Origin of the sequence: Sphingomonas tagetis (assembly GCF_024211275.1) — a bacterium.
In the GTDB taxonomy this organism is placed as follows: Bacteria; Pseudomonadota; Alphaproteobacteria; order Sphingomonadales; family Sphingomonadaceae; genus Sphingomonas; species Sphingomonas tagetis.
Window position 1 is genome coordinate 55,552 of sequence record NZ_JAMLDX010000001.1, and the last position, 23,219, is coordinate 78,770.

Below are 23,219 nucleotides of genomic sequence, written 5' to 3' on the forward strand. Positions count from 1 at the left end.
CTTAGGACGGGCTGCCGACATCGCGCTCCAAATCTTGCACTTCATGAGAGATTATCCGTCCGAATTCGGACGAGATACGATCAATGTCCCAAGTGACTAGTTCCTCAGTCCGACGTCCGGTCATGGTAGATATTACTTCGATCATCTGAGTTTGATCGAATGCGTCATAGTTAGGAATGTAACTTGTATTGTTTATGTTGAAACGTATCTCATGATAGCTTTTTACAAACGACTTGATCGCGATTCGTTGAGCATGAGGAAAATCAATACGGGATAATTGATTGGCGAGAAAAACATCAAGATATTTTAGCTGAGATATGCATTCCGTGTAAGAGAAGAACATCATCCAGCCTCGCCGGCGGCCGTCTACAATACAGCCTGTAATCTTTAAATTAACGCGAAATATCGTTCTCCTAATATCTTTCCTGTACCTAAAATCGGTGAGAACACTCTGTAGGTTAGTAAACATCCGCTTGTAAGATGAGTCTCGGATTGAGACCTGATCGACGCCGACTCGATATCCTAAAAAGTCGATCCCACCCGAAACGGGAGAAATTTCGGTTTTTCCAGCGACTCCTTTAGGATGAACTTTCAAGCCTCGCGCGGATAGCTTCCGCGATACGCTCTTCAGCAATTCGTCTGCGACTTTGGCAGGGCAAATGAATAGGATGTCGTCGACATATCGAAAATAAGGGTGTTGGGGCGTAGATTGCTGCTCGTCGAATCGTTGCATGTAAAGCGCCGCCAACGCTCCAGAAATGCTTAACCCTTGGGGTATGCCGCGAGATTGCAGTTCGTTCTCGGCTCCCGTGGGGTTTTCCAATGCGTCCATACAAAGGCGCTGAACAGACGGTGTTACCCCTACACGGCGGAGCTCACGCTGCATTAGCTTGTGAGAAACACTGGGGAAGAAGTCTCGGACGTCGAGCCTCAGGAAGACATTGTCCGACTGATCGCCATCACGAATCTTTTCTACGATAGCTTTGATCAGCGCATGGGGTGTCTTACCTCGCGTTCCCGGAACATGCTCGTGCAGTAATTGGCAGGTGGCGCGGAGGGTGAGGCGATCTCGCACGGTGGGGATCGATATCTGGCGCGGAAGCCGCTTGGCTCCCCTGGGTATAAGGCGCTCTTTAAAGTGAGTGAAGCTGTACGTCTCCGCAGCCACCTTCCGTTGAATTAGGCGCGTTTCTTCTATCAAGCGGGTTTCGAACGCTCCTATCCGCACACCGTCCTTGCCTGTTGCATGAGACTTGGCAATCTTCGACCGGAACAGGTCGCGGAGGTAATGCTCATTGTAATATTGATCCTGTTCTCTAAGCACCTGTATGTGCTCAAGCAGGTCGATTAGGTTGAGCAATATTTATCCCGCACGTGAAATGGTGGAAATCACAATCGCAACAGGAATGATGAGCAGAATTCCGAAGAATATTATCCGACCAATAGTCCGTATGATATGCAATCCGATTGTCCTTTTGCTTACAACATTGGAGCCATTCGGATCGTATATGGTTTTGTTTGCGAACCACGAATCGAAAAATACTTTATCATAATCGCACTGCGAATGATTTTCGTATGCCGGCAGCATCTCATTGTACCGCTTTACAACGACGTCCTGTAGTTCAGGGGAGTCGTACAAATCGCGGAGCTTCAGGTAGCACTCACGGAAGCCGACCGCTCTGAGTTCGAACCGCTGGCCGTATAGAAATATTGAGGCCGCTAAGATCGCCGTTGATAGAAAGGTGGTTACGATGCCGCCTGAACCGCCCCGGGTTTGCCGGAGGCTCCAACTCCTGAGAAGGTGGAGCCTGTATGAGCAAGACAACGAACAAGTTTGCGCCGGAAGTGCGCGAGCGAGCGGTGCGGATGGTGGCCGATCACGAGCGCGATTATCCGTCGCGCTGGGCGGCGGTGGTGTCGATCGCAGAGAAGATCGGTTGCGTTCCGCAGACGCTGCATGAGTGGGTGAAGAAGGCGGAGGTCGACAGCGGCAAGCGCGCCGGTGTCCCAACCGAGGTTGCCGACAAGATGAAGGCGCTGGAGCGCGAGGTGCGTGAGTTGCGCCAGGCCAACGAGATCCTGCGCAAGGCGTCCGCATATTTTGCGCAGGCGGAGCTCGACCGCCCGTTCCGGCGATGATCGCGTTCATCGACGATCACCGCGATGCCTATGGGGTCGAGCCGATCTGCCGCGTCCTGCCGATCGCCCCATCCACCTATCACGAGCGCGTCGCGCAGCGACAGGATCCGACACGCCTGTCGGCGCGAGCACGGCAGGATGCGGCCCTCAAGCCGGAGGTCGCGCGCGTGTTCGCCGAGAACTTCGCGGTCTACGGTGTGCGCAAGGTCTGGCGGCAGATGATGCGGGAAGGCTTTCCGATCGCGCGCTGTACGGTCGCTCGGCTGATGCGTGAGATGGGCTTGGCAGGGGTGATCCGGGGCAAGCCGGTGCGCACGACCATCAGCGACAAGGCGGCACCGTGCCCGCTCGATCGGGTCAACCGCAGGTTCTACGCCCCAGCGCCGAACATGCTGTGGGTGTCGGACTTCACCTACGTCGCGACCTGGGCGGGGTTCGTCTACGTCGCCTTCGTCATCGATACCTATGCCAGGCGGATCGTTGGCTGGCGAGCCAGCCGGACGGCGCATGCCAGCTTCGTCCTCGATGCGCTGGAACAGGCGCTTCACGATCGTCGGCCGACCCACCGGGGCGGCCTCATCCATCATAGCGACCGCGGGTCGCAATACGTGTCCATCAAGTACACCGAGCGCCTCGCCGAAGCCGGGATCGAGCCCTCGGTTGGCAGCGTGGGCGACAGCTATGACAATGCTTTGGCCGAGACGATCAACGGCCTTTACAAAGCCGAGGTGATCCACCGGCGCGGACCGTGGCGCAGCTTCGAAGCAGTCGAGTACGCCACGCTGGAATGGATCGACTGGTTCAACCATCGCCGACTGCTGGAGCCCATCGGCAACATCCCGCCTGCCGAAGCCGAAGATCAATATTATGCTGCCGCAAACAACATCGATATGGCAGCGTGACTCACAACCCGATGCCTCCGGCAGACCCGGTGCGGTTCAGCCGTCCTTCACAGCGTAGTCGTTCGACAGGTCGGCCAAGGAGACAGCCGTGATCCAAACCGAATACCAAACTACAATAATCTGTGACCAGAGCGCGGTTCGCTTCATGCGATTCTCGGCGGCAATCCGAGCTTTGTATGTTAAATATATCCGTTCTAGCGGACCGCGAGGCGTGTGTGGGGTGGTGGGCGCAGACATTGGATCACTGTTTCTTCAGAAGAGGAAAGCACGAGCTAGGACGAGCCTGGCAGTAAGGACAACGGCGCCAAGGCGCCGCTAGTGGTCTAAACCACTCCGCCCACCGTCTTTAGCCTAGCTGCTCATGTTGCCTTGAGCAATGCGATCACGGGATAGTTTCCGTCTAAATAAAGCCATTTCGGAACCTCTCGCCAATCAACTGTTTCCGCCGCACACCCCAGTCGGCTCCCCAATCGAACCAAATAGGCACAAACAACTTTCCTACAGCCCCCATTCCGGCATACCTAACCGGTCCTCTGTTCCCGAAAGGACCACGCCGATGAACGCCGTCACCCCCGCCGCCTACGACCCCAGCACCTTCGACCACGCCGCCTTCCACGAACTCTTGCCCGGCGTCCCCGACGAACAACGCTATGACGGCTGGGTCCCCGAAAAGCAGAAGCGCTTCCTCATCGCCCTCGCGCGCGGGCTCAGCGTCACCAAGGCGTGCGCCATCGTCCGCCTCAGCCGCCAGTCCGCTTATGCGCTGCGTGATTCCGCGCGCGGCGCCGCCTTCGCGCTCGGCTGGAACGCCGCCCAGCTTCGCGCCCGCGACGTGCTCGCCGACGAGCTGATGGACCGCGCGCTCAACGGCGTGCGCGAAACCGTCACCGACGATGACGGCCGCGTCACCACCCGCCACCGTCAGGACAACAATCTCGCCTGGCGCATGCTCTCCCGGCTCGACCGCCGCGCCGACGCCGCCTGCACCGAAACCGGCGCCGCCGCCGCGCGCCTCGCCGCCGCCGATTTCGAACAGTTGCTCGACCTGATCGGCCGCGACGCCGCGCCGGCCCGCGCCGGGCTGTTCCTCGCCGCGCGCATCGACCGCGCCGGGATGGAGGCCACGCCGGACGATCTCGCCCCGATCCGCGCGCTCGCCCGCGCCGACCGCTGGCTGCGCACGCGGGTCGACGAGGCGCAGCCGCTCGACACCGCCGACCTCGACCCCGCCGATCGCGCGCGCTGGACCGGCGAGCAATGGGCGCGCGCCGAGGCCGCCGGGCTGGTCCAGCTCGCCCCGCCCGAGCCCGCCGCGCCTGACACCCCGCCGGACTGTCAACTTCGTCAACCGGGGCAGGGGGCGGATGCCATGCCCGATCCCGACAATCCCGACGACGAGCCGGTGTGGTGGGACAGTGGCGAGGAACGCTGGCTCACCCGCTTCCCGCCGCCCGACCATTATTTCGGCCATGAGGAGGGCGAATATGGCGACGCAGGCTATTGGCGCACGCTCGACGCGGACGAGGTCGTCGCGGTCGAAGCGCCCGGCCGCGCCCAGACGGAAGCGAGCCTCCCCGCCGTCAACGCCGCGCGCGAAGCCTGGTTCGCCGCCCGCCTCGCCGAAGCCGAAGCGCTGCGCGCCGCCGCTCCGTCAGCCCTTCAGACTTCGCTTCCTGCGAGCGAGGGGCAGGGGGCGGGTGCGCGCGCCAGCACGCGCCGGCGGACCACGCATTGACCCCGGCAAAGCAACGCCCCGACGGCTGCCCCTTGTAATTTCGCCCCACAGGTCCATATTCGTTGCGCTACAGTCGCAAATCGTCGGTCTACGGAGCTTTGCGGCCCCTTCTTCCTTCATCTGCTTCCGCGGCACAGGTGCGTCCACGCTGGACTCGCCTTTGACATGAAGGAAAAAATTATGAGCATCACCGGCACCGTCAAATTCTTCAATGCCGACAAGGGCTATGGCTTCATCGCGCCTGACAATGGCGGCGGCGACGCCTTCGTCCACATCTCGGCGGTCGAGCGTGCGGGCATGATCACGCTGAACCAGGATCAGCGCGTCAGCTATGAGCTGGAGCAGGACAAGCGCGGCAAGATGGCCGCGGTGAACCTCCAGGCTGCTGACTGATCAGCGGACTTCGGGCGGCGCGCTGCGGTGCGCCGCCCGCTTACTGACCCCGTATTATCGACCAAGGGGAGCCTCGATGGCCCAGCCACTCAGCTATCGTGCCAATGCCGCCAAATGCCGCGAAGATGCGGATTCGGCGACGCTCGACAATGTCCGCGACCGCAATTTGCGCGCCGAGGCCGCATGGCTTGCCATGGCCGAGCGCCAGGAGCGCGTCGACAGCGCCCGCGCCGTCCGCGAGGCGGGCGTCAAACTGCAACAGGAAACTACGTGAACTCGACGATTAACAAGATCATCCGACCCGTTACCGCGGCCCAGCGCGTTGCTCGCGCGCCGCTCTCCCTCTTCAGCCGCGTGCCGGCTCGCGACGGCAACGCCGCCCGCATCGCCCGCGCCGCGGTGCTCGAAGTCCTCGGCTAGGGCCGCGACTTCACCGCCAGCACGACCGGCCCCGACACCGCGTCGGTCACCCCGCGCCCGTCACCCAGATCCTCCAGCGTGTCGCGAAAGCGGTCCAGCGTCGCGATCATGTCGGGCCGGGCATCGGCCAGCGCCTGCGCATCCTCCCACTCGGCGATGATGCAATAGCCGCCATCGCCCGTCTCGATGATGTTGGCGCTGCGCAGGCCGGGCCAGTCGACCGGCCGGTGGGCATCCAGAAATTCCTGCTCCCGCCCCGGCTTCACCCGGAACCGCACGGCATTGAACGCGGTCATCGCATCTCTCCCTGTCTGGCCGCGGCATCATGCCACGCCGCACCCGGCCAGCACAAACCGCTTTCCTACAGCCCCCGATCCAGCCTAGCCTTTTGGCGGACTGGATCAGGCATAGGGTTCGACGATGCCGCTGATGAAGAACAGCGCGATCAGCGTGGCGAGCATCGCGATGTTCCACGCCCGCGACTTGACCTTCAGCAATGCCATCAACAGCACGAGGATCGCGATCCCGCTGACCATATAGATCACCGTCCACGCCCCGTTGAACGCTTCCGCCGCCGCGGCCTTGGCGGCGGAGGGCGGGCTGACCGTGTCGAGCACGGCGATGCCGATCCAGCTCATCACGTTGGCCGTCAGCAGCCCGCCGATGACCATGCGGTTCTGCTTGTCGTACCAGTCGTTGAAGTCGGGCCATTCCTCGGGCTGGTCGGGAAAGATCAGCGAGGCGGCGAGATAATAGATGCCGACCATCGCCAGCACGCCGAGGAGGGTCGGATAATTGGCCCCGATCTGCGCCTGCGCATCCCATGCCAGCACCCAGAAGCTGGTGAGGTCGAGGATGACCAGGATGCCGAGCAGCGGGGTCAGCCAGCCGATTTTGACCGGCTTGGCGTTGCGCTTGAGCTTGAGTGCCCGGGCGAACCCGCCCAGCACCTCGGCAATGGCGAGCCCGAGCAGCAGGCCATAGACCGCGAAGACGAGTTCGAACGACGACATTGGCCCCCCTTTGGGGCCTCAGGCGGCCCGCAGCAGCGTCAGCTTGGCCTTGCCGTGGACTCGCTCCGCATCGACGGTAAAGCCCGCGACTTCAACGGCTTCCGCCTTGCCGGTCTCGATGCTGACCCAGGTTGCCGGCGAAGTCCAGCCGAGCCGGGCGAGCTTGTCGAGCGCCACGCTGCCCGCCCCGGTGCCATAGGGCGGGTCCATGAGGATGAGGTCGAGCGGTTTCGCCGCTGGCCCCAAGGCAAGGACGGAGGAAGCACGGATATCGGCCCGAACGCCCAGTTTCTCGGCATTGGCCCGCAGCGCATCGAGCGCCGCCCGGTCCTGCTCGACGAACAGGCACGACGCCGCCCCCCGGCTGAGCGCCTCGAAGCCGAGCGCGCCGGACCCGGCGAACAGGTCGGCAACGGCAAGCCCCTCGAAGCTGCCCACCCGGCTGGTCAGCATCGAGAACAGCGCCTCTCTGGTGCGGTCGGCGGTAGGGCGGGTGGCGTCGCCCTTCGGCGCCACGAGCACGCGACCGCGCCACTGCCCGGCGATGATCCTCATTTACGCGGACTCCGTGGGCCTTTGGGTGGTCCTTTGGCGAGCGGCCGCCGGTCGCCGGAACGGTAACGCCGCTTGGGCCGGTCGATCAGTTCGCCGGCATCGTCGTCCCTGGCCGGGGCTGGTCGGGGCTTGCGGTTCGCGCCCCAGCCCTTCGGCCCCGCCTTCGGTTTCGCCTCGGGCCGGTGCGGCTTGGCTTCCGGCTTCGCTGCAACGGCCTTCGCTGGTGGCCTGCCTGATGTGCGTTCGGGCCGCGCCGGGCGGGCGGTGCCGGTCGTCTTGGCCGCAACCTTGCGCCGATCGGCCCGATTGGACGGGGTAGTTTCTTCGACGGGCGCCGCCTCGGTCACCGCAACCCGCTCCGCCTTCGGTTTGCCCGACAACTGCAGGTTCGACGCCGCCTTGCCGCCGCCCGGCCCGGCCAGCGCCTTGCGGAACAGGATCAGGTCGTGCTGCCGCACCTCGTCCGCCGCCGCGACCGGCATGTCGTCGAGCCGGAACGGGCCGTAGCGCGTGCGGATCAGCCGGCTGACCTTCAGCCCCAGATGCTCCAGCACGCGCCGCACCTCGCGGTTCTTGCCCTCGGTCAGCGTCAGCTCGATCCATACATTGGCGCCGGTCCGCCGCTCGAGATTGGCGTCGATCGGGCCGTATCGAACGCCGTCGATCTCGGTGCCGAGCATGAGGTCCTCAAGCTGTTCCTGGCTGACCTGGCCATAGGCACGGGCGCGGTAGCTGCGCTCGACCCCGGTGGCGGGCAGCTCGAGCTGGCGCTTGAGCTCGCCGTCGGTAGTCATCAACAACAGGCCCTCGGTATTCAGATCGAGCCGTCCGACCGGCACCAGCCGGGGCAAGCCGGGCGGCAGTCGCGAATAGATGGTCGGCCGTCCGCGCGGGTCGCGTTCGGTGGTCAGCACGCCGGTCGGCTTGTGGAAGCGGAACAGCCGTGCGGGGGCGGCCGCGGCGACCGCTTCGCCATCGACCGTCACGCCGTTGAGCGAAGTCAGCGTGATCGCGGGGGTCGTCAGGACCTGACCGTCGAGCGCCACGCGGCCCTCAGCGATCATCCGTTCGACTTCGCGGCGCGACGCGATTCCGGCGCGCGCGAGCAGCTTCGCGATGCGGTGTTGTTGCCTGGACGGTTCGTTGGGTGATGACGCGGACATTTGCGGCGCGATACAGGGGCAGACGGCATGACGCAAAAAATCTTGCGCGACGGGAGCCGCAAGCCGTTCCATTGCGTTGTCGAAGCGTAACATGGCGGGTGCGAATGGTGTTCGGGAGGAAAAAAAGGCGGATCACGCGGCTCCTCATTGTCGAGGACGAGCCCTTGGTCGCGTTCGACGCCGAGCATTTCCTGACCGAAGAAGGTTTCGTCGTGGTCGCCACCACGGATTCGGTGGGCGAGGCGATCGGTCATATCATCGCGCCGGACAAGGTCGATCTGGTACTCGTCGATCTGGGCCTCGCCGACGGCAACGGCGCCGATGTCGCGCATGCCGCACGGGCCGAGGGTATCCCCGCGCTGCTGGTCACCGGCAAGCCGCCGCACGAGATCGAGGCGATCGCGCTCGGTTGCCTGTCCAAACCCTATCCGCAGCGCGACCTGCTCGCGGCGATTGCCGCGGTCGAGGCGCTGCTCGACGGAAAAACGCCGCGCCGGCTTCCGCCGAGCCTCAAGCTGTTCCAGTCCGCCGCCTGAGGGCTTTGCATCGGCGTTTTTGCCGCTAGGGTCGGCCCCTTCGAGGGAGGGCTGGATGAGCGACGCGGCGGTAACGGAAGGCGGCGTGGAAGCGCGCAAGCGCAGCTTCGGCGAGGTCATGCTGCCTTATGTCCGGCCGCGCCCGCTCGCTGCGCTGCTGCTCGGCATTTCGAGCGGCTTTCCGCTCGCGCTGCTGCTCGGGACGATGACCTTCTGGCTGGCCAAGGTCGGCATCGACAAGAAGACGATTGGCTTCGCGGTCGGCCTGACGACGCCGTACACGCTCAAATTCCTGTGGGCGCCGCTGATCGACCGCATTCGCCTGCCGGTCCTCGCGGCGCTGTTCGGACAGCGCCGGGCGTGGCTGTTCCTGATCATGGCTTTGCTGTTCGGCGCGGTGTGGATGCTGGGTGCGAGCGATCCGCGCGACGGGCATATGGGGCCGTTCGCCGTCTGGGCGATCGTGGTGGCCTTCCTCGGCGCGACGCAGGACATTGTCATCGACGCGTATCGCATCGAGATCCTGCCGGAGGAGGAACTGTCGCACGGCACCGCCAACAATCAGTTCGGCTACCGGCTCGGTGCATTCGCGGCGGGCGTGGGCACCATTGCGCTGGCGTCGTCCGAAGGCTTCAATCTGGGCTGGGCGGCCGCTTATGGGCTGACTGGCTTCTGCATCATTCCCGGGATCATCGCGGCCTTCTGGGCCGGCCCCGGGCTGCATGAGGCGGTCGTTCGGGACAAGTCCGCGCAGAGCTTTGGCGGGTGGCTGCAGGAGACGCTGGTCGGTCCGTTCAGCGAATTTTTCAGCCGCAAGGGCGCGGTGCTGATTCTGCTGTTCGTGCTGATCTACAAGCTTGGCGACGCGATGGGGCAGGTGATGCTCAATCCGATGATCGTCGAGCTCGGCTTTTCCGACACCGAGTTCGTGGCGATCAACAAGCTGGTCGGTTTCTGGGGCCTGATCGTCGGCACCGCGCTGGCCGCGCCGCTGATGGCGTGGCTGGGTCTGGGGCGGTCGCTGTTCGTGTCGGGCGTGCTGATGATGGTCAGCAACCTGACCTTCGCGATGCTGGCGAGCCGCGGCCATGACGTGACCTGGCTGACGATCGCGGTGACGACCGAGCAGGTGACCAGCGGCATGGGGCTGACGGTGTTCGTGACCTACCTCTCGGGCCTGTCCAATCTGGCCTATACGGCGACTCAGTTCGCATTGCTTTCGTCGCTGGCGGCGGTGGGGCGGACCTGGCTGTCGAGCCCGGCGGGGATCGCGGCCGAGGCGCTGGGCTGGACCGGCTTCTGGCTGCTGACCACACTGGTCGCATTGCCGGGGATGATCCTGCTGTGGATTTTGTGGCGCAAGGGGTTCGTGGTGGAGAGCGTTCGCAAGGCGCGATCAGGCGCCGTCTGACACGCAGGTTGACAAAGTTGACAGTTCCACAGGGGTGTCAGCGGTTGTCGGTAAATCCCGTCTCGTCTGAATTTTTGCGTGATCACAAGGTGTTACAGGCGATTTCCTCACGGGATCGCTGATCGGGCGGTTGACACTGTCAAAGAGCGGGCAGGGGCGACAGGAGCAGATCAAATCCTACATTGCAATCGACGGTCAGGTGTCGAGCGGCAGGCCCAGATCGGCGAAGCTGCCCGCCAGCGCCGCGGCGGTGGCGAGAATGCCGTCCACCTGACGCGCGCCGAGCAGGTCGGCGAGCAGGACGCGGGCGCGGCCGGGGTCCGACATGCTGGCGGCGAGCAGGTCGAGCAGCGCGCTTTCATTGGGCGTCATCCTGGGGCAACACCAGGGTGCGATCTGGATCGGGCCGGAGGCCGCGACCGACATCTCGGCCATCAGCGTGCGCAGCAACAGCAGCGGGCGGCGGAAGCCCTTGCCGAAGGCAGTGACGAAGGCGTGGGCGGTCGCCGCATCGCTCAGCCCGCCGGCGCCGATCTGGCGGATGCCGAACAGCAGCAGTCTTGCCCCGGGCGCTTCGGGTTGAAAGCGGGGCAGGGCTTGGCCGAGCGTGGCGATGGCGGTCATGCGGCGGACTCCGGATTCGATTCGTCCTGCTATCCTGACATTCTGTTATTGATAGTCAATCGCAATAAGGGTCAATCCGGCAGTTCGCCGTTCGCCGCCAGCACTTCGCCGGCGAGATAGAGCGAGCCGAGGATCAGAACGACTGGGGCGGTCCTATTCGGATGCGCGTCGACTTGACGGAGCGCGTCTTCGATATGGCTGGCTGTTGCCGTTCGCGCGATCCCCGATGACTGAGCTGTAACCGCCAAGTCCGCCGGATCGTGGTGCGCGTGGCCCGGTACTGGAACGGCGGTGAGCGAAGCGGCGAGGGGCGCAAAGGGCGCCAGCAGGCCGTGGGCGTCCTTGTTCGACAACATGCCCAGAATCAGATGCACCGGCCGCCCATGCGCCGCTTCGGCCAGTGCCGCGCTGACCGATCGCGCGGCGGCTTCGTTATGCCCGCCGTCGAGCCACAATTCGCAGCCAGCGGGCAGCAATGCCATCAGCGGTCCCGGCGAGAGCCGCTGCATGCGCGCGGGCCAGCGTGCGGTGGTCGCCGCGTTGTTCAAAGCGCTCGACGGAATATCGAGGCGGCGCTGATGACGCAGTGCGGCGATGGCGAGCGCCAGATTGGCGGGCTGGTGCGGTCCGGCCAGTTTCGGCAGCGGCGTTTCCAGCTCGCCATCGGCATCGCGGTAACGCAGCCGGTCGTCGGCGACCGCGAAGTCCCATGCGGTTCCGCGGGCGTGGACGGGCGCGCCGGCCGCAGCGGCGACTTCGGCGATCCGTGCCGCTACCGGTGCGTCATAGGCCATCGTGACGAGCGGCACGCCGGGCTTGGCGATCCCGGCTTTCTCCGCAGCGATGGCTTCGGCGGTGTCGCCGAGGAACGACTGATGATCGATGCCGAGCTGGGCGATGGCGCAGACGGCAGGGGCGGGAACGACGTTGGTCGCGTCGAGCCGGCCGCCGAGTCCGACTTCGATGACGCAGGCATCGGCGGGCGTGCGGTGAAAGGCGAGGAAGGCGGCGGCGGTGGTGACCTCGAAGAAGCTGGCCCCGATATCGCCGCCGGCGTCGAGCACTTCCTCGAGCAACTCGGCCAGCGCCGTGTCGCCGATCAGGTCGCCCGCGAGGCGGATGCGCTCGTTGAAGCGAACGAGGTGGGGGCTGGAATAGACGTGCGCGGTCAGTCCCGATGCCTCGATCGCGGCGCGCAGGAAGGCGCAAGTCGAGCCCTTGCCGTTGGTGCCGGCGACGTGGAGCACGGGGGGCAGGGCGAGATGCGGGTCGCCGATGCGCGCGAGCAGGCGGGTGATGCGGTCGAGGCCCAGCACGTCTGCGCCGGGGCCGAGCGCCCAGAGGCGGTCGAGCTGGCGCTGGACGTTGGGATCGGTGGAGGTGGCGTGATCGGGCATGGTCAGACAGCGGCTGGTGCGTCGATGGGGTTAAGGCGCCTTGCCGCCTTGATCGTCATCCCGGCCTTGTGCCGGGATCCACGGTGCTTCGAGTGATGCGGTCGAGTTGATAGCGAAGCATTCGTGGCGCGGTGGATCCCGGCACAAGGCCGGGATGACCATTGAGAGAAGTGGGATAGGGTGGCAGGTCGCGGCGCAACTTGACCGGGCGAGAAGCCGCGGTGGAGCTTGCCTGCGAATTCGGATAGCTCGCGTTCGGACCTTGCCATGACTGCCCCACCCCAACCCCTCCCCTGAAGGGGAGGGGCTTTTAACAGAATCAGGCCGCTTCCTTCTCGCCCACGAGCAGGCCGATCAGCTGGCCGAGCTTTTCGCGCAGCGCCTTGCGGTGGACGACCATGTCGATCAGGCCGTGTTCGAGATAATATTCGCTGGTCTGGAAATCGTCGGGCAGCTTTTCGCGGATCGTGCTCTCGATCACGCGGCGGCCGGTGAAGGCGAGCGTGGCCTTGGGCTCCGCGATCTGGACGTCGCCGAGCATGGCATAGGCGGCCATGACGCCACCCGAGGTCGGGTCGGTCAGCACGACGATATAGGGCAGGCCGGCATCGTGCAGCATCGAGATCGCGACGGTGCTGCGCGGCATCTGCATCAGGCTGAGAATGCCCTCCTGCATGCGCGCGCCGCCCGAGGCGGTAAAGACGATATAGGGGGCGCGGGCGCCGATCGCGGCCTCGACCCCGGCGATGAACGCTTCGCCGACCGCCTGGCCCATCGATCCGCCCATGAAGGCGAAGTCCTGCACGCCGATCACCGCCTTGTGGCCGAAGATGCGGCCGCTGGCGTTGAGGAAGGCGTCCTGCTCGCCGGTCTGGCTGCGTGCGGCCTTGACGCGATCGGTATATTTCTTGGAGTCTCGGAATTTGAGCGGATCTTCCGCCACGCGCGGATTGGCGAGGACGGTGTAGCTGCCGGGATCGAACAGCTGCTCGAACCGCGCGCGGCCGCCGATGCGCTCGTGATGGTCGCAGATCGGGCAGACGGACTGGTTTTCCTCCAGCTCCTTGCTGAAGACCATCTGCCCGCAACCCTTGCACTTGTGCCAGAGGTTGTCGGGCGTCTCCGCTTTGTTCGGGACGACGCGTGAGAGGACGTTGCGGACGCGGGTGAGCCAGCTCATGCGGCGTGTTCCTTTGGCGCGGCGAGGGCCGCGGAGAGGGATTCGATATAGGCGCGGACGGCGGCGGGCGCATCTTCGCCGTGCTGCGCGATCTGGTCGATGATCGCCGAGCCGACGACCACGCCATCGGCGACGCGGCCGATCGCGGCGGCTTGTTCGGGCGTGCGGACGCCGAAGCCGACCGCGACAGGCAGGTCGGTCGCGGCCTTGAGCCGGGCCACGGCGGATTCGATGCTGTCCTGCGCGGCTTGCTGGAGGCCGGTGATGCCGGCGACCGAGACATAATAGAGGAAGCCGCTGGCGCCTTCGAGCACGGCGGGCAACCGCGCGGCGTCGGTGGTGGGGGTGGCGAGGCGGATGACGGCGATGCCGTGCTCGCCGAAGGGAACGAGTTCCTGTGCTTCCTCGGGCGGTATGTCGACAATGATCGCGCCGTCGACACCGGCGTCCGCTGCGCTTTTCGCGAAGGCGGCGGGGGTGGGGCGGGTCATGGTGTTGGCGTAACCCATCAGCACCAGCGGGGTTTCCGGGTGGCGGTGGCGGAAGGCGGCGGCGATGGCGAGGACGTCGCTCGTGCGCGTGCCGCTGGCGAGGCTGCGCAGGTTGGCCGCCTGAATCGCCGGGCCGTCGGCCATCGGATCGGTGAACGGCATGCCGAGCTCGATCACGTCGGCGCCACCCTCGACCAGCGCGTCGAGGATCGCGGCGGTGTCGCCGTCACCGGCCGTGACGAAGGTCACGAGCGCCGCGCGGGATTGCGCACGGGCATTGGTGAAGGCGGTGGCGAGGCGGGTCATATCTCCGCCCCCATCGCCTGTGCGACGGTGTAGATATCCTTGTCGCCACGGCCCGAGACGTTGACGAGGATGATCTGATCCGCGTTCATTTCCCGTGCCTTGGTCTCCAACGCTGCCAGCGCATGTGAGCTTTCGAGCGCGGGGATGATGCCTTCGAGCTTGCAGCAGAGCTGGAAGGCGTCGAGCGCTTGCTGGTCGGTGATCGGCACATATTCGACGCGGCCGCTTTCGTGCAGCCAGCTATGTTCGGGGCCGATGCCGGGATAGTCGAGGCCAGCGGAAATCGAGTGTGCCTCGGTGATCTGGCCGTCCTCGTCCTGCAGCAGATAGGTCTTGTTGCCGTGCAGGATTCCCGGCGCGCCGCCGGTGAGGCTGGCGGCATGCTCGCCGCTGTCGATGCCGCGGCCAGCCGCCTCGACGCCGATCATCGCGACGTCGGGATCGTCGAGAAAGGGGTGGAACAGGCCGATCGCGTTGCTGCCGCCGCCGACCGCGGCGAGCAGCAGGTCGGGCAGGCGGCCTTCGGCCTCGAGCATCTGCGCGCGGCTTTCGGTGCCGATCACCGACTGGAAGTCGCGCACCAGCTCGGGATAGGGGTGCGGGCCGGCGGCGGTGCCGATGATGTAGAAGGTGTCGTGGACGGTCGCGACCCAGTCACGCAGCGCCTCGTTCATCGCGTCCTTGAGGCTTTGCGACCCGCTGGTGACCGGGCGGACCTCGGCGCCGAGCAGCTTCATGCGGAAGACGTTGGGCTGCTGCCGTTCGATATCCTTGGCGCCCATGAAGATCGTGCAAGGCAGGCCGAAGCGCGCGGCGACGGTGGCGGTGGCCACGCCGTGCTGGCCGGCGCCGGTCTCGGCGATGATCCGAGTCTTGCCCATGCGGATCGCGAGCAGGATCTGGCCGATGCAGTTGTTGATCTTGTGCGCGCCGGTGTGGTTGAGTTCCTCGCGCTTGAAATAGATCTTCGCGCCCCTGCCCGCGGCAGCGCCTTCACGATAATGCTGCGTCAGGCGCTCGGCGAAGTAGAGTGGGCTCGGGCGGCCGACATAATGCTTCATCAGCCCGTCGAACTGCGTCTTGAACGCCGGATCGACCTTGGCGGCGCGATACTCGCGCTCGAGGTCGAGGATCAGCGGCATCAGCGTCTCGGCGACGTAGCGGCCGCCGAACTGTCCGAAATGCCCGTGTTCGTCGGGCAGGTTACGCAAGGAGTTGGGTGCGTTCATCGTGAGGCGCGTTTAGGCGTGTCGGCGGCGCAGGCCAAGCCTTCGTTACAGCGCGGCGACCGTCTTGAGGAACGCGGCGATCTTCACCGTATCCTTGATGCCGGGCGCGGATTCGATGCCGGACGAGACATCGACCAGTTTTGCGCCGGAAACCTGCACCGCCTCGGCGACATTCTCCGCGTCGAGCCCGCCCGACAGCGCCCACGGCAACGGATGTGCGAAGCCCTGGAGCAGCGTCCAGTCGAAGCGGAGCCCCATGCCGCCGGGGAGCTTGGCGTCCTCGGGCACCTTGGCGTCGTAGAGCACGCGCTGCACCGCGCCGCGCAGGGCGTTGACGCCGTCGAGGTCGGCGCGGGTCTTGACCGCGACCGCGCCCCATACCGGCAACCGCGTCTGCCGGCCGATTTCCGCCGCGCGCTCGGGCGTGACGCGGTGGAGCTGGATCGCGTCGAGCCGGGTGGCGCGGATCGCCTGATCGAGCAGCGAGTCGGCGGGATCGACGAACACGCCGACTTTACCGACTTGGCGCGGGACGCGTCCGGCGAGCGCGCCGGCCTGTTCGAACGTCACATGGCGCGGAGAGGGCGGGAAGAAGACGAAGCCGACATGGCTGGCGCCGCCAGCGATCGCCGCGTCGAGCGTTTCGGCGGTCGAAAGGCCGCAGATCTTGGCGGTGACGGTCACGCGTTGCTCTCCTGCGGACCAGCGCGCGGGGCGGGCGGTCACCGGTCCGCAGCGCTAGCCGTCCGGCCCCCGCAGGGCAAGCCGGTCAAATGGGCAGATGTTTGACGAGCACGGTCATCGACAGCGGCGGATCGAGCGGCACGGGGAAGGCGCGCGTCTCGCCCGATGGCGCATAGCCGTGCCGCTGATACCAGGCGATGAGTTCAACGCGGCGGTCGATCACGGTCATCTCGATGCGGTCGGCGCCAAAGGCATCGCGCGCCGCGATTTCAGCGGCTTGCAGCAGTTGCTTGCCAATTCCGGCTGTCTGCAGCCGGGGATCGACGCAGAGCAGGCCGAGATAGGCGAGGCGGTCGCCGCGATAAGCGATGTTGACGCAGCCGAGTACCTTGTCGCCATCGAGTGCGATGAGCAGGCGGCTGTGGCCGTCGAGTAGGCCGGTGAGCGTTTCGATATCGGTGCGGTCGCCGGAGACGAGATCCGCCTCGTGCGTCCAGCCCTGGCGCGCCGAGTCGCCGCGATAGGCGCGTTCGACGACGGGGTGCAGACGAGGGAGATCTTCCAGCGTGGCCGGCCGAATCGCGGTCATGCGGTTACAGCGTCGCTTCGATCTCGCGCGCGGCCATGTCCGGGTCGGTCGCCTGCGTGATCGGACGCCCCACGACGAGGATCGAGGCGCCGGCGTCGAGCGCGGCGCGCGGGGTCACCACGCGCTTCTGGTCGCCGGCATGACCATTGGCCGGGCGCACGCCGGGGACGACGAAGAAGCCGTCCTTCCACGCATTGTGCGCGGCCTTCACTTCTTCGCCCGAACAGACGATGCCGTCGACGCCGGCCGAGCGGGCGAGTTCGGCGAGTCGAACGACCTGCTCGTGCGGGTCGGGCGAGAGGCCGATCGAGCGCAGATCGCTTGCGTCGAGGCTGGTGAGCATGGTGACGGCGACGACCTTGGTGCCAGTCGGCGCGGCGGCTTTGGCGTCCTCCAGCATCGCGCGGCCGCCCGCGGCGTGGACGGTGAGGACCGCCGGGTTGAGCGGGCGCAGCGCCTGGATCGCCTTGCCGACGGTGTTGGGAATGTCGTGGAATTTGAGGTCGAGGAAGATCGGCAGGCCGATATCGGCCATCTCGTGCACGCCGGCGCGGCCATTGGCCATGAAGAATTCGAGGCCGAGCTTGATCCCGCCGACATGATGGCGGACGCGCTTGGCGATGGCCTTGGCGCGTTCGAGATCGGGCGTGTCGAGCGCGACGTAGATCGGGCTCATGACAGCACCAGCGGCGGCGCAGCGGGGGCGTCGGCTGGCTGAGCCGGTGGCGGCGTGGCGTGGACGGCGCGCATGTCCTCGAGCGTGCGTTCGAGCATGGTGATGCGCTGCCGATAGCGCCAGCGGACCGTGTGATAGAGCAGCAGCATCGGGATCAGGCCGAACAGGAAGGCGACGAGGATCAGGAAGGGCAGGTTCACGTCAGCGACCAGCCCGCTCCACAGTTGAATCTCGACCGGATGCCAGTTGGTGACCGCAAACGCCGCGATCACGCCAAGGATCAAAAACCAGAATAATGCCTTGAGAAATTGCATCCGCCGCTGACACCTGTTCCAACCGTTCACCGGCAGCTTAGGCCGGGTCGCCGCCAGATGCCAGCCTCAGCCGATCTCCGCACGGAGCTGGTCGAACAGGTTGGGAATCGCGGCGAGACGCGGCTGTTCCTGGTCGAGAATGGCGAGGAAGATGGCGCGCTTGATCGTGGCGACCCGGCCCGGGCCGAGGCTGGCGCCCGTGGGCAAGGTCGAGAGGATGATGTCAATGAGCCGCTCGGCGCCGTGCAGGCGGCCCCACAGATAGTCGTTCTCGCGATAGGCGCGGCTGAAGAAGGCGCCGAAATTGTTGAACTGGATACCCTTGAGCGTCGCCTGTGCGCCGCCCGCACGAATCGAGGTCGCGTCGTCCGGCGAGATGCGGTCGACGCGGATCGGGTCGAACTCGTTGAGCCCTTCGCCCTGCAGCAGCGGCAGCGTCGCAATGTCGAAGAAGGGGAAGCCGAGATAGGCGAGCAGCATCGGCCGGCGCATCTCCTTCGACAACTGGCTGAGTCCGATCGAGAGCCGCTCGTCGGTCTCGCGGTCGAGCGTGCGCAGGTCCATCCGTGCCGCGAGGCTGTCGAGCAATGCACCCACATTCAGGTCGGCGGCGCGGGCCGCTTCGCGCAGGCCCATGAACGGGTCGGTGCGCTGGCATTCGAGATAGCCGGCGAGCGATTCGTAGATGGCGTCGCGCATCGGAGCGAGTTCGGCATTCTTGTTCGCCTGGTCGAGTTCGGTCAGGCGGCGCGCGAGCAGGCGCAAGCGGCGAATACGGAAGCCGAGATCGTGCGCGCGCAGCAGGTCGAGCGTCGCGGGGCTGGCCGAGGCGGCGTGGCTGGTCGCAAAATCGTCGGCGTGGCGGCGCTGGATTTCCGCCCATACCGCGCCGCGCAGCCGCCGCCAGCGTTCCGGGCCGGGCAGGTCGCCGATCTGGTGGAGATGCGTGGCGATTCGATCGGCGACGCCCTCGACCTTGAGCATGCCATAGGCCGCGTGGCCATAGCCGGCCTTGGCCGCGGCGGCGACCTGAGCGCGGCTGCGCCAGGCGTGGAGGCGCTTGGGCGTCGGGTAATCGAGGAAGAGCGTGTAGCCGAACAGCGATTCGACCTGGCCCTCGACCTCGGCTCGGATGCGTTCGACGATCGCGAGCATGCGCTCGATGCGGCGTGAGCGGCCGCCGATCGCCTCGAGATTGTCGCGGATCGGCTGCTGGCGAGGGAGTTCGGACAGCGCGCCGATGATCGTCTGGAAAAAGCCGGGATTGTCCGGCGCCTCCCCGTAGAAGCCGATGCGCTGGCCGGGGGTCGGGTCGATGAACACGAAACGGCGGTCGATCTGGCGGCGCGCGGGGCGTTCCTTGAGCGCGTCGATCGCCGGGCGGAACGGCGCGTTGGCGAGCACCGAGCCGTCGATCAATGCAGCCTTGTCGGCGACATTGGCGGCGTGCTGGCGCGGTAGGGCATGCCGGAGGAACGCCTCGCGACCCGGCCAGCTCACCCGGCGATCGGCCAGCACGGCGTCGAGTTCGGCGACGGTCGCGGGCGGAAAGGCGCCGGGAAAGCTGGAGGTGGCGCGCGCAGCGAAGGCGAGTTCGGCCGGCGCGGCGAATTCCGCCTCGGCGTCGCCATGATCGCTGAACGAGAAGACCAGGCGATGCTCGGTCTCGACCACTTCGGGCGGCGAGTTGAGCTTGAGCCGCTCGGGATGGCCGCGAAAGTCGGTAACGGTGACGAACAGGTCGAGCGGCTGGCCGTCGGGCAGCAGACGCGGGCCACACGGCGCGGCGGCCATCGCGTCGAACGCGTCTAGCATCATGTTGAGCAGTTCCTTGCCGCCAAAGGGCGGTTCGAACCAGCGTGAGCGGACGAATTTCTCGAGCTTGGCGCGCACTTCGGCGCGGGTGCCGGGTTCGACCGTCGCATCGATCGCGCCGCCTTCGCGCGCGAACATCCAGGCGAGCGGTACCGCCCAGATCTTGGCCAGCTTGTGCGACGGCCCCTGCGCCGGGTTGAGCAGCGCCTCCACGTCAGCGGTTTCGAGCCACAGATCGGTCAGCGGGTCGAGCGACTGGCCGGTCGAGATGGCCTGCGCCAGGAACACGCCGTTGATCCCGCCAGCACTCGCGCCGGCGACGATATCGACCAGCGTGCGCAGGCGGATGCCGGTCGCCTCGCCGATCTCGTCGAGCAGTGCGTGATAGACCGCTTCGCTGCCGTCGGGGGATTCGGCGCCGTCGCGATGTGCGCGGCTGGCGCGGGCGAGGTGCCAGATCTCCTTCGTGATGCCGTGCATGTAGACGGCCAGGCTGATGCCGCCATAGCAGACCAGAGCGAGGCGGAGTTCCTTGTCGGCCATCAGTGATTCATCAGCCCTTTCCGACCCGCGCCCAGATCGGAAGGTGGTCCGACGCGGTGCGCGATGCGGCGCTGTCGTGCACGCCGCATTCGGCGACAGCGAGTCCCGGCGACACCATGATCCGGTCGAGCCGCGCGACCGGGCGGCGCGCGTGAAAGGAGCGGCCAGTGGCGGCGAAGGTGAAGTCGCGGCCGAAATCGCGCAGGCATCCCGATTGCGCGCTCCAGTCGTTGAGGTCGCCCATCATCACCGTCGGCAGCTGTTTCGAGCTGGAGGCGAGATGAGCGAGGATCGCATGCGCCTGACGCCGCCGCCACAGGCCGGAAAGGTCTAGATGCATGCCGACGACGCGCACGGCATGGCCGTTGACGCGCAGGTCGGCCATCACCGCACCGCGCGGCTCGAGCGCGGGGAGGTGGATGATCTCCTGATCGAGGACCTGCGCGTCCTTTCGCACCAGGATCGCATTGCCGTGCCAGCCCATGCTGCCGGTGCGCACCCCGAATTGCACGGCCTTCCACGGGCTATGTTCAGCGAGCAGATGGGGGGTGATGACGCCAAGACGCTGTCCGAAGCGGCGGTCACACTCCTGCAGCGCGATCACATCGGCATCGATCTCGCGCAACACTTCGAGCGTGCGCTCGGGCCGCCGCCGCCGGTCGGTGCCGATCGACTTGCGCATATTGTAGCTGGCGACCTTCAGCATCGCGCCAATCTGTGAGACCTGACGGGCAAGAGCAAGCGTTCAGGCAGGGATCCGCGGCGTTTGTTGCGATGTCTGGCCGCGCGCCTCATCGGCGGCAGCGATCAGGCTGTGCGCGGTCGCCTCGGCCGCGTCGGGCGTGAGGGCGATCGCGACCCCGTCGGGACCGTCGAGCATGACGGTGCCTTCTTCTGCGCTGGCGATGCCCGCTTGCTGGTGGGGCTCGCGTCCATGACGGTCCATTGACGCGTCTCCCTGGCTTGCTGAGAAAAGTCTCAGCCATCAACGTCGCGCGCGGGGAATATATCCAAGGTTGGTGGTGATTTACCGGGTGATGCTGAAATCAGCGCCCGCCCGCTTCGAGCAGGCGGCGCGGTGCGACGAGTTCCCAGCTGATCGCGATTCGATCGGCGACGCGGTCCCAGTCGGTATCGGGGCGATCGAGATGGATGCCGACCCAGCCGGACGGGCCGATATAGGGCGGGCGGTAATAGAGATCGGGCTCCATTTCGATGAGCATGCCCTGTTCTTCCAGCCCGCTCGTCTTGACCAGCGCGGCGGTGATCCCGTCGCCATGATGGTCGTGGGTGAAATAGGCGAACATCTTGCCCTTAGTGATGAAGAAAGCGGGCGTGCCGTGCGATAGCTTCTCGTCGGCCTCGGGCAAGGCGAGGGCGATCGCGCGGAGCTTTTCCAGCGCGTCCGCCGCCTGCGGGGTCATTTGCTCAGCCATTCCGCGACAATGCGGGGATAGAGTTTGTGTTCCTCGGTCAGCACGCGGTCGGCAAGGCTGTCGGCGGTGTCGCCGGGCAGGATCGCGACCTGCGCCTGTCCCAGCACCTCGCCGCCGTCGAGTTCCTCGGTCACGACATGGACCGAGCAGCCGGCGTGGGTGTCGCCCGCCTCGATCGCGCGCGCATGGGTGTCGAGGCCTTTATATTTGGGCAGCAGCGATGGGTGGATGTTGACGATGCGGCTGCGCCAGCGCGCAACGAACGCGTTGGTGAGCAGGCGCATGTAGCCCGCGAGCGCGATCGCTTCGACGCCGGCGTCGCGCAATGCTGCGTCGATCCGGGCTTCGTAATCGGCCTTGGCCATGCCTTTGGGCGAGAGCGCGAAGGTGGCAATGCCCTGGTCCTGTGCCCAGGCGAGGCCGGGCGCGTCGGGCTTGTCGCTGGCAACGAGCGCGACTTCGTAGGGGCTGCCGTCGGCGCGTGCCGCTCCGGCCAGCGCCATCATGTTCGAGCCGCGGCCGGAGATCAGGATGCCGAGCTTGCGTTTAGCCATGGTGCGTCGCGGACCAGTCCGCGCGGGCGCTCCACGTCTCGGTGCTGCCCGATACCGTGCAGCCGCGCTCGCCCGCGACGATCGCGCCGATGCGGTGGACGGTTTCGCCTGCCGCTTCCAGCGCTTGCGCGACCGCGTCGGCCTTGTCGGCGGCGACCACCGCGACCATGCCGACGCCGCAGTTGAAGGTGCGGGCCATTTCCTCGGGTTCGATATTGCCCTGCGCCTGCAGGAAGGCCATCAGCCGCGGCTGGAGCCAGGCGTCGGCGTCGACTTGCGCATGGCAGCCAGCCGGCAGCACGCGGGGGATGTTTTCGAGCAGGCCGCCGCCGGTGATGTGCGCGAGGCCGTTGATCGCGCCGTCGCGCAGCAGCGGGAGCAGGCTCTTCACATAGATGCGGGTCGGCGCCATCAGCGCGTCGAGCAGGATCACCTCCTGATCGAACACGGCAGGGCGGTTGAGCTTCCAGCCCTTGTCCGCGGCGAGGCGGCGGACGAGCGAAAAGCCGTTGCTGTGCACACCGGTCGAGCCGAGGCCGAGCAGCACGTCGCCGGGCTTGATCGCGGTGCCGTCGAGCAGCCGGTCGCGCTCGACCGCGCCGACGCAGAAGCCGGCGAGGTCGTAATCGCCATCGGCGTACATGCCGGGCATTTCCGCGGTCTCGCCGCCGATCAGCGCGCAGCCGGCCTGGCGGCAGCCGTCGGCGATCGAGGCGATCACGCGCTCGGCGACGCCGGAGACGAGCTTGCCGCTGGCGTAATAGTCGAGGAAGAACAGCGGCTCGGCACCCTGCACGATCAGATCGTTGGCGCACATCGCGACCAGATCGACGCCGACGCCGTCATGCGCGTCATGCTCGATCGCGAGCTTGAGCTTGGTGCCGACGCCGTCATTCGCGGCGACGAGCAGCGGATCGGCGAAGCCCGCAGCCTTCAGGTCGAACAGCCCGCCAAAGCCGCCCAGGTCGGCGTCGGCGCCGGGACGGCGGGTCGAGCGGGCGAGGGGGGCGATGGCCTTTACCAGCGCATTGCCGGCATCGATGGACACGCCCGCCTGGGCGTAGGTGTAGGGCGTGGGCTCGGTCATGGATGCGCGCCTAGCGATATCGCGCTT

General features: G+C 66.1%; 28 protein-coding genes and 1 other annotated feature. Of the genes, 7 read left to right on the forward strand and 21 right to left on the reverse strand.

Features of this window, described 5'->3' with window-relative positions:
- Position 1: 1 nt before the first annotated feature.
- A complete protein-coding gene (locus M9978_RS00280; RefSeq protein ID WP_254290790.1) occupies positions 2–1,360 on the reverse strand; it encodes a reverse transcriptase domain-containing protein in 1,359 nt (452 codons plus the stop codon).
- Between the two features lie 3 nt (positions 1,361–1,363).
- The gene (locus tag M9978_RS23240) at positions 1,364–1,825 is read right to left on the reverse strand and encodes a hypothetical protein (RefSeq protein WP_367305023.1); all 462 of its coding nucleotides are present in this window, start codon (positions 1,823–1,825) and stop codon (positions 1,364–1,366) included.
- On the opposite strand from M9978_RS23240, the gene M9978_RS00285 reads away from it, so the two are divergent.
- From M9978_RS00285 to M9978_RS00305, 5 genes are all read left to right on the forward strand, one after another.
- Positions 1,813–3,041 (forward strand): IS3 family transposase gene (locus tag M9978_RS00285; protein WP_254290791.1). Its coding sequence is split into 2 segments (ribosomal slippage): positions 1,813–2,101 and positions 2,101–3,041, totalling 1,230 coding nucleotides; the frame shifts between segments, so codons are not numbered across the junction. The two genes, M9978_RS23240 and M9978_RS00285, sit on opposite strands and share 13 nt — an antisense overlap.
- Positions 2,094–2,210: a sequence feature (AL1L pseudoknot), on the forward strand. Its footprint overlaps the gene before it by 117 nt.
- Before the next feature lie 556 nt (positions 3,042–3,597).
- Positions 3,598–4,776 carry a hypothetical protein gene (locus M9978_RS00290; protein WP_254290792.1) on the forward strand — a complete coding sequence of 393 codons (1,179 nt, stop codon included), beginning with the start codon at positions 3,598–3,600 and terminating at the stop codon, positions 4,774–4,776.
- Positions 4,777–4,956: 180 nt separating this feature from the next.
- The gene (locus M9978_RS00295; protein ID WP_254290793.1) at positions 4,957–5,169 is read left to right on the forward strand and encodes a cold-shock protein; all 213 of its coding nucleotides are present in this window, start codon (positions 4,957–4,959) and stop codon (positions 5,167–5,169) included.
- A gap of 76 nt (positions 5,170–5,245) precedes the next feature.
- On the forward strand, positions 5,246–5,443 hold the full coding sequence (locus M9978_RS00300; RefSeq protein WP_254290794.1) for a hypothetical protein: 198 nt from the start codon (positions 5,246–5,248) through the stop codon (positions 5,441–5,443).
- Positions 5,440–5,589, forward strand: a complete 150-nt coding sequence (locus tag M9978_RS00305; protein WP_254290795.1) for a hypothetical protein — start codon at positions 5,440–5,442, stop codon at positions 5,587–5,589. The genes M9978_RS00300 and M9978_RS00305 overlap by 4 nt, the downstream gene beginning before the upstream one ends.
- Here the strand turns inward: M9978_RS00305 and M9978_RS00310 are convergent.
- The 4 genes from M9978_RS00310 to M9978_RS00325 all read right to left on the reverse strand — a co-directional run bounded on the left by M9978_RS00310 (position 5,586) and on the right by M9978_RS00325 (position 8,320).
- On the reverse strand, positions 5,586–5,885 hold the full coding sequence (locus tag M9978_RS00310; RefSeq protein ID WP_254290796.1) for an antibiotic biosynthesis monooxygenase: 300 nt from the start codon (positions 5,883–5,885) through the stop codon (positions 5,586–5,588). The two genes, M9978_RS00305 and M9978_RS00310, sit on opposite strands and share 4 nt — an antisense overlap.
- Before the next feature lie 105 nt (positions 5,886–5,990).
- Positions 5,991–6,602, reverse strand: a complete 612-nt coding sequence (locus tag M9978_RS00315; protein WP_254290797.1) for a hypothetical protein — start codon at positions 6,600–6,602, stop codon at positions 5,991–5,993.
- 18 nt (positions 6,603–6,620) lie between these two features.
- On the reverse strand, positions 6,621–7,157 hold the full coding sequence (gene rsmD / locus M9978_RS00320; protein WP_254290798.1) for a 16S rRNA (guanine(966)-N(2))-methyltransferase RsmD: 537 nt from the start codon (positions 7,155–7,157) through the stop codon (positions 6,621–6,623).
- Positions 7,154–8,320 (reverse strand): pseudouridine synthase, encoded by a 1,167-nt coding sequence (locus M9978_RS00325; RefSeq protein WP_254290799.1) that lies wholly within the window; start codon positions 8,318–8,320, stop codon positions 7,154–7,156. Before M9978_RS00325 ends, rsmD begins: the two co-directional genes overlap by 4 nt.
- 104 nt (positions 8,321–8,424) lie before the next feature.
- Between M9978_RS00325 and M9978_RS00330 the strand changes: the two genes are divergently transcribed.
- Together M9978_RS00330 and M9978_RS00335 are read left to right on the forward strand one after the other, a co-directional pair.
- Positions 8,425–8,856, forward strand: coding sequence for a response regulator (locus M9978_RS00330; RefSeq protein WP_254290800.1), 432 nt, complete (start codon positions 8,425–8,427; stop codon positions 8,854–8,856).
- A 55-nt stretch (positions 8,857–8,911) separates the two neighbouring features.
- Complete coding sequence (locus M9978_RS00335) at positions 8,912–10,267, forward strand: AmpG family muropeptide MFS transporter (RefSeq protein ID WP_254290801.1); 1,356 nt, start codon at positions 8,912–8,914, stop codon at positions 10,265–10,267.
- Between the two features lie 195 nt (positions 10,268–10,462).
- Here M9978_RS00335 and M9978_RS00340 read toward each other — a convergent pair whose 3' ends face one another.
- From M9978_RS00340 to purM, 15 genes are all read right to left on the reverse strand, one after another.
- On the reverse strand, positions 10,463–10,891 hold the full coding sequence (locus M9978_RS00340; RefSeq protein ID WP_254290802.1) for a DUF6628 family protein: 429 nt from the start codon (positions 10,889–10,891) through the stop codon (positions 10,463–10,465).
- A 71-nt stretch (positions 10,892–10,962) separates the two neighbouring features.
- Complete coding sequence (locus M9978_RS00345) at positions 10,963–12,288, reverse strand: bifunctional folylpolyglutamate synthase/dihydrofolate synthase (protein WP_254290803.1); 1,326 nt, start codon at positions 12,286–12,288, stop codon at positions 10,963–10,965.
- A 319-nt stretch (positions 12,289–12,607) separates the two neighbouring features.
- Positions 12,608–13,468, reverse strand: a complete 861-nt coding sequence (gene accD / locus M9978_RS00350; RefSeq protein ID WP_254290804.1) for an acetyl-CoA carboxylase, carboxyltransferase subunit beta — start codon at positions 13,466–13,468, stop codon at positions 12,608–12,610.
- Positions 13,465–14,265: a tryptophan synthase subunit alpha gene (trpA, locus tag M9978_RS00355; protein WP_254290805.1), complete on the reverse strand. Its 801-nt coding sequence runs from the start codon at positions 14,263–14,265 to the stop codon at positions 13,465–13,467. The genes accD and trpA overlap by 4 nt, the downstream gene beginning before the upstream one ends.
- Positions 14,262–15,494 carry a tryptophan synthase subunit beta gene (trpB, locus tag M9978_RS00360; RefSeq protein WP_254290806.1) on the reverse strand — a complete coding sequence of 411 codons (1,233 nt, stop codon included), beginning with the start codon at positions 15,492–15,494 and terminating at the stop codon, positions 14,262–14,264. Before trpB ends, trpA begins: the two co-directional genes overlap by 4 nt.
- Before the next feature lie 45 nt (positions 15,495–15,539).
- A complete protein-coding gene (locus M9978_RS00365; protein WP_254290807.1) occupies positions 15,540–16,178 on the reverse strand; it encodes a phosphoribosylanthranilate isomerase in 639 nt (212 codons plus the stop codon).
- Positions 16,179–16,263: 85 nt separating this feature from the next.
- Positions 16,264–16,767 (reverse strand): GNAT family N-acetyltransferase, encoded by a 504-nt coding sequence (locus tag M9978_RS00370; protein WP_254290808.1) that lies wholly within the window; start codon positions 16,765–16,767, stop codon positions 16,264–16,266.
- A gap of 4 nt (positions 16,768–16,771) precedes the next feature.
- A complete protein-coding gene (gene pyrF / locus M9978_RS00375; protein ID WP_254290809.1) occupies positions 16,772–17,443 on the reverse strand; it encodes an orotidine-5'-phosphate decarboxylase in 672 nt (223 codons plus the stop codon).
- Positions 17,440–17,757: a lipopolysaccharide assembly protein LapA domain-containing protein gene (locus M9978_RS00380; protein WP_254290810.1), complete on the reverse strand. Its 318-nt coding sequence runs from the start codon at positions 17,755–17,757 to the stop codon at positions 17,440–17,442. The genes pyrF and M9978_RS00380 overlap by 4 nt, the downstream gene beginning before the upstream one ends.
- A 66-nt stretch (positions 17,758–17,823) precedes the next feature.
- Positions 17,824–20,115: a patatin-like protein gene (locus M9978_RS00385; protein WP_254290811.1), complete on the reverse strand. Its 2,292-nt coding sequence runs from the start codon at positions 20,113–20,115 to the stop codon at positions 17,824–17,826.
- Positions 20,116–20,125: 10 nt separating this feature from the next.
- A complete protein-coding gene (locus M9978_RS00390; RefSeq protein WP_254290812.1) occupies positions 20,126–20,821 on the reverse strand; it encodes an endonuclease/exonuclease/phosphatase family protein in 696 nt (231 codons plus the stop codon).
- A gap of 39 nt (positions 20,822–20,860) precedes the next feature.
- The gene (locus M9978_RS00395) at positions 20,861–21,061 is read right to left on the reverse strand and encodes a hypothetical protein (RefSeq protein ID WP_254290813.1); all 201 of its coding nucleotides are present in this window, start codon (positions 21,059–21,061) and stop codon (positions 20,861–20,863) included.
- Positions 21,062–21,161: 100 nt separating this feature from the next.
- Positions 21,162–21,539 (reverse strand): MmcQ/YjbR family DNA-binding protein, encoded by a 378-nt coding sequence (locus M9978_RS00400; protein WP_254290814.1) that lies wholly within the window; start codon positions 21,537–21,539, stop codon positions 21,162–21,164.
- Positions 21,536–22,105 (reverse strand): phosphoribosylglycinamide formyltransferase, encoded by a 570-nt coding sequence (gene purN / locus M9978_RS00405; protein ID WP_254290815.1) that lies wholly within the window; start codon positions 22,103–22,105, stop codon positions 21,536–21,538. The genes M9978_RS00400 and purN overlap by 4 nt, the downstream gene beginning before the upstream one ends.
- Positions 22,098–23,192 (reverse strand): phosphoribosylformylglycinamidine cyclo-ligase, encoded by a 1,095-nt coding sequence (purM, locus tag M9978_RS00410; RefSeq protein WP_254290816.1) that lies wholly within the window; start codon positions 23,190–23,192, stop codon positions 22,098–22,100. Before purM ends, purN begins: the two co-directional genes overlap by 8 nt.
- Positions 23,193–23,219: the final 27 nt, after the last annotated feature.